The sequence below is a fragment of the Mycobacterium sp. genome, from assembly GCF_052145595.1.
Classification (GTDB): Bacteria; Actinomycetota; Actinomycetes; order Mycobacteriales; family Mycobacteriaceae; genus Mycobacterium.
In genome coordinates, this window is record NZ_JBKQOI010000030.1 from 1 (window position 1) to 11,753 (window position 11,753).

The 11,753-nt window shown below is 64.8% G+C and carries 14 protein-coding genes; 5 read left to right on the plus strand and 9 right to left on the minus strand.

Annotation, left to right across the window (positions count from 1 at the left end; genetic code table 11):
• The 7 genes from ACLP4W_RS02010 to ACLP4W_RS02040 form a co-directional block, all read right to left on the minus strand.
• Positions 1-310, minus strand: a 310-nt coding sequence (locus ACLP4W_RS02010; protein ID WP_442383614.1) for a serine hydrolase, incomplete at its 3' end; no start/stop codon positions are given.
• 424 nt (positions 311-734) lie between these two features.
• The gene (locus ACLP4W_RS02015) at positions 735-1,580 is read right to left on the minus strand and encodes an enoyl-CoA hydratase (protein WP_442383616.1); all 846 of its coding nucleotides are present in this window, start codon (positions 1,578-1,580) and stop codon (positions 735-737) included.
• Between the two features lie 131 nt (positions 1,581-1,711).
• Positions 1,712-3,343 (minus strand): AMP-binding protein, encoded by a 1,632-nt coding sequence (locus tag ACLP4W_RS02020; RefSeq protein WP_442383618.1) that lies wholly within the window; start codon positions 3,341-3,343, stop codon positions 1,712-1,714.
• 13 nt (positions 3,344-3,356) lie between these two features.
• On the minus strand, positions 3,357-4,106 hold the full coding sequence (locus ACLP4W_RS02025) for an SDR family NAD(P)-dependent oxidoreductase (protein WP_442383620.1): 750 nt from the start codon (positions 4,104-4,106) through the stop codon (positions 3,357-3,359).
• Positions 4,106-4,918, minus strand: coding sequence for an enoyl-CoA hydratase/isomerase family protein (locus tag ACLP4W_RS02030; protein WP_442383622.1), 813 nt, complete (start codon positions 4,916-4,918; stop codon positions 4,106-4,108). The genes ACLP4W_RS02025 and ACLP4W_RS02030 overlap by 1 nt, the downstream gene beginning before the upstream one ends.
• A complete protein-coding gene (locus ACLP4W_RS02035; RefSeq protein ID WP_442383624.1) occupies positions 4,915-5,046 on the minus strand; it encodes a hypothetical protein in 132 nt (43 codons plus the stop codon). The genes ACLP4W_RS02030 and ACLP4W_RS02035 overlap by 4 nt, the downstream gene beginning before the upstream one ends.
• Before the next feature lie 15 nt (positions 5,047-5,061).
• Complete coding sequence (locus tag ACLP4W_RS02040; protein ID WP_442383626.1) at positions 5,062-6,063, minus strand: dihydrodipicolinate synthase family protein; 1,002 nt, start codon at positions 6,061-6,063, stop codon at positions 5,062-5,064.
• 150 nt (positions 6,064-6,213) lie between these two features.
• Between ACLP4W_RS02040 and ACLP4W_RS02045 the strand changes: the two genes are divergently transcribed.
• Positions 6,214-6,999: an SDR family oxidoreductase gene (locus tag ACLP4W_RS02045; RefSeq protein ID WP_442383628.1), complete on the plus strand. Its 786-nt coding sequence runs from the start codon at positions 6,214-6,216 to the stop codon at positions 6,997-6,999.
• Positions 7,000-7,053: 54 nt separating this feature from the next.
• Positions 7,054-8,265, plus strand: a complete 1,212-nt coding sequence (locus tag ACLP4W_RS02050; protein WP_442383640.1) for a CaiB/BaiF CoA transferase family protein — start codon at positions 7,054-7,056, stop codon at positions 8,263-8,265.
• A gap of 28 nt (positions 8,266-8,293) precedes the next feature.
• Here the strand turns inward: ACLP4W_RS02050 and ACLP4W_RS02055 are convergent, their stop codons facing one another.
• Positions 8,294-8,986 (minus strand): helix-turn-helix domain-containing protein, encoded by a 693-nt coding sequence (locus ACLP4W_RS02055; protein ID WP_442383630.1) that lies wholly within the window; start codon positions 8,984-8,986, stop codon positions 8,294-8,296.
• Positions 8,964-9,761, minus strand: coding sequence for an alpha/beta fold hydrolase (locus ACLP4W_RS02060; RefSeq protein ID WP_442383632.1), 798 nt, complete (start codon positions 9,759-9,761; stop codon positions 8,964-8,966). The genes ACLP4W_RS02055 and ACLP4W_RS02060 overlap by 23 nt, the downstream gene beginning before the upstream one ends.
• A 477-nt stretch (positions 9,762-10,238) precedes the next feature.
• Between ACLP4W_RS02060 and ACLP4W_RS02065 the strand changes: the two genes are divergently transcribed.
• Genes ACLP4W_RS02065 through ACLP4W_RS02075 form a run of 3 tightly spaced genes read left to right on the plus strand, consistent with a single transcriptional unit; the run spans position 10,239 to position 11,592 of the window.
• The gene (locus ACLP4W_RS02065) at positions 10,239-10,487 is read left to right on the plus strand and encodes an FAD-dependent monooxygenase (RefSeq protein WP_442383634.1); all 249 of its coding nucleotides are present in this window, start codon (positions 10,239-10,241) and stop codon (positions 10,485-10,487) included.
• Positions 10,488-10,508: 21 nt separating this feature from the next.
• Positions 10,509-11,474 carry an FAD binding domain-containing protein gene (locus ACLP4W_RS02070; RefSeq protein WP_442383636.1) on the plus strand — a complete coding sequence of 322 codons (966 nt, stop codon included), beginning with the start codon at positions 10,509-10,511 and terminating at the stop codon, positions 11,472-11,474.
• Complete coding sequence (locus ACLP4W_RS02075) at positions 11,440-11,592, plus strand: hypothetical protein (protein WP_442383638.1); 153 nt, start codon at positions 11,440-11,442, stop codon at positions 11,590-11,592. Before ACLP4W_RS02070 ends, ACLP4W_RS02075 begins: the two co-directional genes overlap by 35 nt.
• Positions 11,593-11,753 lie beyond the last annotated feature (161 nt).

The following is an 11,753-nucleotide window of genomic DNA, read 5'->3' on the forward strand; positions in this document are numbered from 1 at the left end:
CGGAGAACACCATCGCAGCGGTGTCGGCTGTCCAGGGCACCTCGCCCCGCCGGTCGGACCAGCCCGTCCAGACGTCGACGACAGGGCGACCGTCCAGGTACACCGACAGCGCCCCACCACCGAATCGGGGCCCCGGGAACAGCCGGCCGAAAAACCGGACAGCCCAGGTGAAATGCGGGTCGGCTGCGCCCTGCACGCCGTGCGGCAGAGCGCTGTCGACCTGGTGAATGTTCTCGGCACCAACGTAGGGTCCCAGCGCACCGCGCCAAGACCCGTAAACATTGCGTTTTCTCGAAAAGAACGAAGTCATCATTTTCCGACGTGGTGCGAACCACTCTGAGGCCCCTCTGAGCCAGCACGATGCCACTCTGAGGCTGCACGATGCGGTTTTGAAATGGTGTTTTCCTGTCTCGTTCGGCATCATCGCGGTCCCTCCTCGGCGCTGGTCCAACGTGACCCTCCTCCATGCCTGAGCGCACCTGTCAACCTTCAAAAATCGCCGGCGCGCTAACTTAAGACGCGTGCTATAACCGGGTGAGCTGCACCTCATATTACCGCCTCGGTAGAACTATGTGTGCAATTGGAGAGAACATCAGCACCTTTATCAACAGCCACCCTCCGGGAGCGGTTTCCGTCGAGAACGCCATTGCTGACGGAGCGAAGTCATGGCTGAGCCGGTGGAGGGTTTGTCTGCGTTGGTGCCCTGTTCGGCGCCCGAATTCCACACATGAAGCTCATGAATCAGTGCGGCCGGCGGCTTTCATCCGGTCCAAGTCCGCCATCACGACGGTCCTGCCCGCGGTGGCCGCGAGCGCACGCGCGTGGCCGAGGTGATGCATGTCGAAACACGACGCGATCGCGTTGGAGAAACCCATCGTGTCGAGTGTGTGATTGACCGCGCGCTTGGCCATGCGCAACGCCCATGGGTCGGTTTTTGCGATGCGATGGGCAAGCTGCATCGTGAACGCGCGCAGCTCTTCCAACTGCACCACGTGGTTGACCATTCCGGTGCGCAGCGCCTCGTGGGCGCTCACCGAATCCTGGGTGAATAGCATCTCCTTGGCCTTGCGGGGGCCGAGTTCCCAAGTGTGAGCATGATATTCGACACCCATGATGCCCATCAGTGCGACCGGGTCGGAGAATTGAGCATTGTCGGCTGCGACTATGAGGTCACACGGCCAGCACAACATCAGCCCGGCGGCGATGCACTTACCCTGCACGGCCGCGATCGTGGGTTTCGGGATGTCACGCCAGCGCCTGGCGTATTCCAGGTAGCCCCGGGTCTCCCAGTCGTAGTAATCCTCGGCCACCAGCGTTCCATCCTCGGCACGTTTGGGACGAAGGCCGCGGCCGTTGGCAGATGGATCGCTGCCCGACATGTCATGGCCGGCCGAGAAATGTTTACCGGTCGTGGTGAACACGATCACCCGTACATCCGGGTCTTCGTCCGCGCGCCGCCAGGCGTCGTCGAGGTCCTTGAGAATGCCCGGGGTCTGCGCGTTTGCGGCCTGCGGCCGGTCCAGGGTTATCACCGCCACCGACCCGTCGGTCTCGTAGCGGACGAAATGTTCTGCTGCCATTGCTGTCTCCTTATCTGAAGCGTCTGATCACGCTCTCCTGAACGAACGACGCGAGGAGCGATCCGCCCGGGTTGTAGACCGCTCCGGTGCAAAATCCGCGGCGAGCACCACGCCGAATTGATCGGTGTTCATCATGAGCCCCTTGCCGCGGCCACAGTTGCGAGTAGCTCGAACTTCTTGACTTTTCCGGACGGGGTCATTGGCAGCCCATCCACGAAATGCCACGCAGTCGGGGTTTTTTGGCGGGCCAGGCCAGCGGCGTGCAGGTGTGCGGCCAATTCGCCGGTCGAGGGATGGGCGTGGCCGTCGAGCACGACAAACGCGACCGGGACCTCGCCAAAGCGCGCATCGGGCCCCGCGACGATGGCGGCCTGCCGCACCGCGGGATGCGTGACGAGTAGGTCTTCGATGTCGCGGGCGGAGAACTTCTCGCCGCCGCGGTTGATGACGTCCTTCAGCCGTCCGGTGATGGTGACGAAACCCGCGTCGTCGAGGACCCCGACGTCGCCGGTGCGAAACCACCCAGCCTCGTCCAGTGCCGCACGATTGTCCTCGGGGTCCAGGTAGCCGAGCATGCGCTCGGGCCCCCGCACTAGCAGCTCACCTTCCACACCGGTTGGCAACGGCCGGGATTCGCCCTCGACAACGCGCACCTCGACACCCGGCGCCACCGCGCCGTCGGTCTCCGCGCGCAGGTCAAACGGAAATGCCCGGTTCATCACGGTTACCGTCGGCATCTCGGTCATGCCATAGACCCGTGCCGCGGGAATGCCCTGTTCTTCGCTGCGCTCCATGACCGCACGTGGCACGGACGCCCCACCGCAGGCGAACATCCTCAGCGGCAGACGAACTCGTGCGTCACGGGCTGCTTGGGTGAGTTCCTGCAAGAACACTGTCGCGCCGGCCGAGTAGGTCACCCGGTGGCGGGTCATCTCGACGACGGCCTGGTCGGCATCCCAGTGGTCGGCGAGGACCGCGCAGGCGCCCACCAGCAGCGGGATCGTCATGGCGTTCAGTACTCCGGTGATGTGCTGCAGCGGCGCCGCCATGTAGGCGACGTCCTCCCACGACAGGCCCCAGGCGTTGGCGAGTTGTCGGGTCTCCGCAAGCAATGTGCGCGACGAATGTACGGCGGCTTTTGCCTTCGACGTCGTTCCCGACGTGAAGAGCACTAAGCAGGGCTCATCGGGTGATAGCACCGCATATTCCTGTCGGCGCCCATGCGAGACGACATGGTCGAACGGTGTCCATCCGGAGCGGGACCCCCGCAGCACGACTTTGGGAATGTCGCGCAACCCGTATTCGGCCAGCAGGTCGTCGAATGCTTCGGCGTGCCCGAAGCCGCGGAACGACTCGGCGGCGATGACGGCCGCCGGGTGGACCTGCTCGATGACCTGACGCAGTTCATGCTCGCGGTAAAACGGCGCGATTGGGCTGCTCACCCCGCCGACATGCCACACGGCTAAGGCCAGCACCTGCGCTTCCCACCAGTTAGGCGTCTGCCAGCACACCACGGCGCCGGGGCCAATGCCCGCACCGCTCAACCACGCCGCCGCACGTTCCACATGCTCGAGCAGCTCTTGGTACGTCAGCTGCTGTGCCGCCTCGCGGACGGCGGGCAGCGCACCCCATCCCCGCGCGGCCCGGGTGACCGCCGCGCTGACGGTGAGGTCGCTGACGTAGCCGAGCCGCCGGTATTCCTCGCGCCGGTCCGGCGGAATGCCGGGAGCCGTGACGCTGCCGGCCGTCAGTGGCAATGTCACTGGGGTCACTGTGTCATCCGCCCATGCTCATTCCGCCGTCCACGGTGAGCACGGCGCCGGTGATGTAAGACGACAGATCGTCAAGCAGAAACGCCACCGCGTGCGCGAGCTCCTCGGGCTGGCCCCACCGCCCGACAGGGATCATCGACGTCACCGTGTCACGGTCGGTGAAGGCCAACGACTCCGACAGCTCGGTCTCGAAGCTTCCCGGGATCACACAGTTCACCGTTATTCCTTTTCGTGCGACGGCGCGTGCCGTCGACCGCGTCAATCCGATGAGTCCCGATTTGGCTGCGGCGTAAGGGATCTGCACTGGGCTGCCCACTGTCGCGGACACCGAGCCGATGTTGACGATGCGCCCGAAGCGGCGCTCAACCATGGCGCCCATGACCGCCTGCGACAGGAAGAACGCGGCCGAGAGGTTGACCGCCAGGTGCCGCTGCCAGTCGGCAGTCGTGATGTCGCCGTAGCGCTGCTCGGTCACCATGCCGGCGTTATTGACCAGGTAGTCGAGTTGCCCATGCTGGTCTAAGACCTCGTCGACGAGGCGCCGACAGGACTTCGGGTCGCCCACGTCCACCCGGTGCAGGGTGACCTGGGCGCCGGCCTTCTCGCAGCGGTCCCGGGTCGATTCTGCTGCAACGCAATCGGTGGCGTAAGCGGTCGCCACATCGATCCCGGAGTCGGCCAGCCTCTCCGTCACGGCGCGTCCGATCCCGCGGGTGCCGCCGGTGACTAGCGCGACGCGGTTACTTGCGACCACTACGACTCCCTTGGCGGTCTTGCGGCAAGTCGCACGCTCAACTGCTGCAGCGCAGCACGGTGCTCTTCCGTGTCGAAGCATTCGCTTTCGGCCCGTGCACATTCGGAAAGCACCGGCGCCGCCCGCTCGATGTGCGAGTTCAGCAAGCGCCGCGCTTCCCGCACCGCGTGCTGCGGTAGGGATGCCAGCCTGCGGGCCAGGTCAAGGGCCACCGGCACGGTTTCTTCGGTGGGAACGACGCGGTTGACTAGGCCGAGCCGGTGCGCTTCGGCGCTCGAAATCCGATCGCCGAGCAACAGGTGCTCCTTTGTCGCAGAGAGACTGGTCAGCAACGGCCACAACACAATCCCGCCCGCGCCGTCGAGCAAGCCGAGCGCGACGCGCGGATCGGACATGAAAGCGTCTTGTGCCATGACAACCAGGTCGCACAGCAGCGCGACGGTGACACCTGCCCCAACTGCGGCGCCGTTGACCGCCGCGACGCTCGCGAACGGCAGCCGACTCATGGCCCAGAACAGCTCCTGGTGCGCGCCGAGGATCGCATCGCGAACTCCCCTGTCCGCGCCCATCTCTCGGATCGTCTGGACATCGCCACCCGCGCTGAACGCCGTACCGTCGCCGGTGAACACCATTGCCCGCACGTCACCGCTGTCGCAGAGCGACCGAAGGGCGTCCAGTAATGCGTAGGTGACCTCGCCATCCATCGCGTTGGACTTCGCCGGCCGCGCAAGCATCACCAACGCCACCGGCCCGTCGCGCGTCACGCGGACGGCCGCGTCGGCGATCGCCGCGGAGCGCTCATCGTTGCTCACAGCTTGACCAGCCGGCGCTGGTGGTCAAGTTGCGCGGTGCCGCTGCCGTCCTCAACGGGGGCGGCGAGCTGCTCGCCATGCTCGTCGATCCAGGTCACCAACCCGGCGCGGAAATCATGCACCTGCACCGCAGTGCTCCGTTCTCACGACGTGATGAATCCGGATGCGGCATACGCCTGCTGGATCGGGCCCTTGAGCTCGTCGGGAAAAGCGGTCTGTGGTGGCCGCGAATGCGGGTAGTCACCGACCGGCAGGCCAAGCAACGAAGCGCCGAATTTGAACCCGGAACCCCAGTGCGTGAAGGTGCCCGGCCTGGCCGGGTGGGCCTGATAGCGCCGGCTCGCAGCCTTCATATCTGCCAAACCCGTTTCGGCGGCGAATTTTTCGGCGCGTTCGAAATCACCGGACACCAGAAGGGCACGCCATTGTGAGAACAACGGCAGCCCCGGCTTTTCGTAGAGATACAGCGCGGAACCCAGCGCGCCCGGATGCGGTACGCCGAGACGGATGCCCGCCTCGTCGTCGGCCTCCCACAGCACCATTTCCGGCGCGAGCTGGTGTATGGCCAGGCTGTGTCGCGCGTCGAGCAAGCCGTTCTTCAGCCCGCACAGTGCAGGGATCTCGCGGTAGAGCTCAACGCATTCACTCGGGGTCAGCACCAGTCCGGTGGAGTGGGAATTGAAGAATCCCAGCGGCATGTCGGTCCGGTCGGCCACGTACCGCAGGTACTGCAGAACGCCGGGCTTGCCGGAGCACTCGAAGTACGGGGTCAGGATGTAGCAGATGTCGACCCCGAGGTCCTGGGCGTGCAAGGTGAGTTCGACGCATTGCTTGGCGGTGTCGGTGCTCGACATCACCTGCACCAGCGCGTCTGGCTTGACCCTGCGCGCCTCCGCTGTGGCCACGGCGACGACCGACTTCAGCTCGTCGGTGGTCAGCGACCAGAACTCGCCGATCCCACCAGTGAGCCAGATGCCGTCCTGGTCAAGGTCCACCAGGCAGTGCCGCACCAGCGCACGCAATGCGTCGTAGTCGATGTCATCGCCGTCTGCGCCGGAGAACGGCGTGTACAGCGAGCTGCAGTTGCCCCGCAAATGCCGCGAGGCCCAGTCCTTGGCTTCTTTACCTGTGACGGGCGTGGCCACGAGTCACGCTCCCTTCCCGGCTGTCGCCGGCACGAGTTCTCGGGCAAAGGTGATGACTGCCATGCGCGCGCCATGGTAGAACGGCATGTGCGTCCTAAGCAACGTAGCATGCACTAAAACGGCAGCCCAGAGTTTCACAGGGTGCTGTACGTGAGTAAAGGAATCGAGGCCCGGATGTCTCACAGCTTGGAGGGCAAGGTAGTGGTGGTCTCCGGCTCCTCGATGGGCGTCGGCAGGGCGACGGCGCAACGGTTTGCGCGCGACGGTGCCACAGTAGTCCTTCTGGCCCGTCGCAAGCTGTTGCTCGACGAGGTTGCCGAAACGATCGGCGTCAACGCCGTCCCGATCGTCACCGACGTGACATCCAGCACCGATGTGTGCGCGGCGTTCGAGCAGGTGGCGGCGCAGTTCGGTCGGGTGGACGTGCTGGTCAACTCGGCCGGCGCCAGCCGGATCCGGCTGATCGAGGAAGCCAGCGACGAGGACATCGCCGTGACCGTGAACACCAACCTGGTTGCCGCGATCTACACCACCCGCGCGGCCATCCCGCTGCTGCGTGCCGCCGGGGGTGGCGACATCATCAACATCTCCTCAGAGATCACGCTCGACGACATGCCGATGATGACTCTTTACGCCGCCACCAAGCACGGCCTCAGCGGTTTCACCAAGGCGATGAACAAGGAACTGCGCCGCGACTCGATCCGGGTGACCCTATTTATCCTGGGCGCCGTCGCCGATACCGGAATCCATGAGAACTTCGGACCGGGTGACCTCGAGCGGGCCTGGCCGATCTGGGAAGCCGATGGCTACCTGACGCGGATGAGCGGCACCAAACTGCTGACCCCGCCGATGGTCGCCGACGTCCTCTACCACGTCGTGGGTCACCCGCGTGAATTGATGACAGACGTGATCCATGTCCGCCCGGCGAGCAGCTGAGGAAATATTTCTACCGCGAACGACTCAGTCAGGAGACCGTTTGTGATCCGACCCATGGCGGGCGTGCGTGTCCTGGAGGTCGCCCAGTTCACGTTTGTGCCGGCCGCCGGCGCGGTCCTGGCGGATTGGGGCGCCGACGTGATCAAAGTCGAGCACGCGGAGAAGGGCGACGCCCAACGCGGCCTCAGCGCGGTGATGAGCATGCCGGTCGGCAGCGGCTCCTTCGCACCCCTGATGGAGCATCCCAACCGCGGGAAACGCAGCGTTGGCCTGGCGCTTGAGCGGCCAGAGGCGTTGGACGTCCTGCACGAGCTGATCCGAACCAGCGATGTGTTCCTGACAAACTTCCTACCCGCGGCGCGCCGAAGGCTCGGCATCGAGCTCGACGACGTACGCAAGATCAATCCCGACATCATCTATGTGCGCGGTTCGGGCTTCGGCAGCAGCGGCCCCGACAGCGAGAAAGGCGGCTATGACAGCACCGCATTCTGGGCCCGGGGCGGCTCCGCGCTCGGAACCACCCCGACGGAGTTCGATGGCCTATGCAAGATGCCTGCCGGTGCATACGGTGACTCGCTCGGCGGGATGACCATCGCCGGAGGAATCGCCGCAGCGCTTTTGGCGCGCGAACGGACCGGTGAGACGTCGGTGGTCGACGTCTCCCTGCTCGGGGTGGGCGCCTGGGCGAACGCCCTAGCGGTCGGCTTCGCACTGCTGACAGGTGAGTCGCCGGATCGGGAGCCCACCACCAGGTCGGCTCGCACGAATCCCCTGGCGGGCAACTACCGAACCGCCGACAATCGGTGGATTGTGCTGGCGATGCTGCAACCAGGCCGCTACTGGCCCGAATTCTGTCGGCGTATCGGCCGCGAGGATCTGATCACCGACAGGCGGTTCGCTACCGTCGAGGCGCTCATGGGCAATACGGCCGAGGCGGCCGAGATTCTTCAGAGCGAGATTGGCGGCCGGACGCTGTCCGAGTGGACGTCACAGTTCAGCGGCATGGAGGGGCAGTGGGGCGTCGCGCAGGATCCCTGGGAGGTAGGGCAAGACCGTGCGCTGCGCGCCAACGGAATGATCGCCGAAGTTCTCGACATCGACGGCGCGCGACGCGAACTGGTCGCTAACCCGGTGCAGTTCGATGAGACGCCAGCCAGCCTCACCCGGGCACCACAGTTCGCCGAACACACCGACGAAATCCTGCGCGAACTCGGAAAATCGGACGACGAGCTAATCAGCCTCAAGATCACCGGTTCCGTGACCTGAACTAAGTCGTGCGACGCAGCGCCGGCGGTCAGTCCTCGCGACGCAATATCGCGGCCGAACAGAACGCCCAGAGATCGTCGACGCTGGTCTGGCTGCCCCCCGTCAACACCCGGGAGTGCGTCGAGGCAAGCAGCAATTCCTGAAGCAGCGCCGCTTGCGTGTGCAGCCCAAGGTCCTCCCGTAGCCGGCCCGAGCTGGCCACCGAAGTCAGCAATTCGACGATGAAGGCGTGCAGCGGCTCGACTGCGCCGGCGAGGTCGTTTGGCCGTGTCTCGGCGAGCCGCAGGTGAAGAACGCTCAACCCCCGCGCCAACCGCGCGGGCATCTCGGTGATCTCGGACAACGCGTCCAGCAGAGCCCGAAGCCGCAGCACCGGATCGTCGATGCCCTCGCAGCGCTCCCGCAACATCGGCATCGCGGTCTTGCGCAGAATCGTCTCGTACACGGCCAGCATCAGGCTGTCTTTGCTGTCGAAGAAGGTATAGAACGTGCGCTGCGACTGGTTGGACCGGTCCACGACGTCCTGGATGGAGAAGTCACTTTCGTCGCGTTCAGACAGCAGTTCAACGGCGGCCTCAACGAACCGATCACTGCGCTTGCGCGCCCGTTCGATTGCGTTGCGCAGCGATCGGTCGACACTGTCTTGCTGCCAACTCGGCACGTACTCCTCTGCCGGCACCTCAGCTGCCGGTTTGCGCTCAGCTGTCTTCTGTCGCGCCATGACGCCCCGCTCCCTCATAGTCGACTTTAGCCAGGAAGGCACTGATGACTTGTGCAAACCTATCGGGGCACTTGTGGTGCACTGCGTGTGCCGCGCCATCGAGTTCTACGTAGCGCGCCAGAGCGTTGACCTCGGCGAACCTGCGCCCCTGGGCCCGCCGTGCCGACTCGTCGTGGGCGCCGGCCACCAGCAATACCGGACAGCCGACACCACCCAGTGCTTCCTCTGAAAGTTCGGACCGGCCGACACTATCCACATGCAACGCAGTCACAAGCTGACGCCAGTGCTCTGGTCCGTGGTGCGTCTCGTGCAGGCGGCGCAACGCGAATGGCCAGGTGCGGTACAGGTGCTCGAGGCGCGGAGCCCGGTAGTCGCTGGGGCGGCCGGTGCCCGGACTTACCAATACGAGAGAGCGTGCGGTGCCTGGTGTCGATAGTTCAAGCATGAGCGAGATCTCGGCACCGTAAGAGAACCCCACGATGTGGGGGTGGCCGAGGCCCAGGTGCTCGATGAGATGTCGCAGATCTGCGCAGATTGCCTGCCCCATGTCGACTGACTCGCGGAATTCTGATCGGCCGTGACCGCGTAAATCAGGCAGGACGGATCGATATTCGGACGCCAGCCTCGCCGCGAGCCGACCCCACTCGAACTCCCCTGTGGCCGTCGCGCCGTGGACGAACAGGATGGGCTGACCGTCGCCCACCACGGTGTACCCCAACGTCAGGCCGTCACGCTGGTAGGTGCGCAGGCGGCTTCCGCCCTCCAGATCAGTCATCACTTCCTTCACGCCCATATCGTTCTCTTTCCGACGGCCAACACCGCGCCTTCACCACGTTGTTTCACATAACCCATTCCAACAGCGCCCTAATGAGGTCTATCTAGATGATAACAATGTTCTACTATGACGAAGGTGATCCGTGCTATCGGTGAGATTAGCACGCTAAAAGTGGTGCGGACCCACATCGAAATCAGAGACAAATTCGGCCATTGTCGGCTCCGCTCGCACCGTTCAACGCTCTTGAAGAACCGCGGGTCTTTTTGATCCGGCGATGCCAGGTGTCGGGCAACCGCCTTGCAGTTGCCAGGTACGCGCGCAGGGAGGCTGGCAGGCACCGTGAATGGGCGTCAGCGCTGACGACATCGGCGCCTCGGACGCCAATTCTTAAGCCATGGTCACAGCACAGGCACCGACTCAGCCAATCACGGGCGAGGAGTCAATATGGGCACAAGTTCGCGAGGACGGATAAGCGGCATGAGCCGGGCACTTGTCGTGGGCGGATCACTCGGGGGTCTTACGGCAGCGCTGGTTCTCCGAGACCAGGGATGGGACGTCGAGGTTCTGGAACGTAGTGCGGTTCCGCTGCAGGGGCGGAGCGCCGGCATCGTCCTGCATCCCACCACTGTTCGCTACCTCGTCGAGCGGGCCGGAAAGGCGACTGGCGACATCGGCGTACCTGCCAGCAGGCTTCGTTATCTCGGAGATGACGGCTCGGTCGCCTAAGAGCGAGCCTGCGCATACCGGTTGGCGTCGTACTTCGAGTTGTATCAAGGGTTGCTCGACGCCTTCGGCACCGAGCACTACCACCTGTCGACTCAGCTTGCGCACCTTGAGAATCGGGGCGATGAAGTCGGGCTGTCACTGACCGACGGTCGGACTTTGACCGCAGACCTGGTGGTGTGCGCCGACGGCATCCGCTCGACGGCACGCGGGATTCTGCTGCCCGACGCGCAACCGCGCTATGTGGGATACGTGGCCTGGCGCGGCACCATCGAACGCGAGGAACTCAGCGTCCGTACAGCGAGCATCCTGCGGGACGCGGTCACCTACCGGATCCTCCCGAACGGCCACTTGCTGACCTATCCGATTCCGGGCCCGGACGGGTCCGCGCTAAGTAACTGGCTCTGGTATCGGAACGTCGCTCCGGGCGACCACCTCACCGACCTGCTGACCGACCGAAATGGTTCCAGGGCTGAGCTGACCGTGCCGCCCGGATCGGTCCAGACCAAGCATCTTGAAGCGCTGCATTCCGCGGCTGACGCCGAGCTCCCCTCTCCGATCGCCGAGCTCGTCCAGCGAAGCGCTGAGCCGTTCGTCCAGGTGATCGTCGACCTCGAGGTGTCGCAAATCGCCTTCGGAAGAAGCTGCCTGATCGGCGATGCGGCGTTCGCGTTGCGACCGCACATCGGTGCGGGCACCGCCAAGGCGGCCGACGATGCCTGGCAACTAGGCAACGCGCTGCTACACACCACTGGACGGCAGGTACCCGCTCGGCTAACCGGCTGGGAGGCTCAGCAGCTGGCGACAGCCCGGCGTGCCATGCAACGGGCCTGCGCCGCCGGTCGAAGCTTGCAGTTCGAGGGCACCTGGCGAGTCGGCGACTTGCCACCGTTCGGACTGCACGTGGCCGGGGACAGCGCACTACCGGTCGGCCTTGAACAGCAAGGAATCCCCAATGCCCGAGCCTTCGGTCCACGTCGTTCGGCGTGACCAATTCTCCGGCAACACCCCGCAGACCTCCGGACTGCACCGGGAGGTCGCCTTCGACAGCCGCAATCCCGCCGTAGAAAACTCCGGAATTGACCCCGTCCCCGCGCTTCAGAAGTGAGCCTGCCAAGCCCTGGGAGCGCCGGTGAGGGAGTCCCGTTGGTTGGTGAGGTGTCGTCGCTTTCGGTTTCGCAGCTCCTCGGTGAAGTAGTGGCTATTGCCCCGGCCTGTGGTTTTGGCCTCGTACATGGCGGTGTCGGCGTCGCGCAGGATCTGCGCGAC

Bases quoted from the DNA above. Each gene is read 5' to 3' on its own strand.
- ACLP4W_RS02015 (WP_442383616.1), bottom strand. From the start codon at position 1,580: ATGGCAGCAGAACATTTCGTCCGCTACGAGACCGACGGGTCGGTGGCG.
- ACLP4W_RS02050 (WP_442383640.1), top strand. From the start codon at position 7,054: ATGGCGGGCGTGCGTGTCCTGGAGGTCGCCCAGTTCACGTTTGTGCCG.
- ACLP4W_RS02055 (WP_442383630.1), bottom strand. From the start codon at position 8,986: ATGGCGCGACAGAAGACAGCTGAGCGCAAACCGGCAGCTGAGGTGCCG.
- ACLP4W_RS02060 (WP_442383632.1), bottom strand. From the start codon at position 9,761: ATGACTGATCTGGAGGGCGGAAGCCGCCTGCGCACCTACCAGCGTGAC.
- ACLP4W_RS02065 (WP_442383634.1), top strand. From the start codon at position 10,239: ATGAGCCGGGCACTTGTCGTGGGCGGATCACTCGGGGGTCTTACGGCA.
- ACLP4W_RS02075 (WP_442383638.1), top strand. From the start codon at position 11,440: ATGCCCGAGCCTTCGGTCCACGTCGTTCGGCGTGACCAATTCTCCGGC.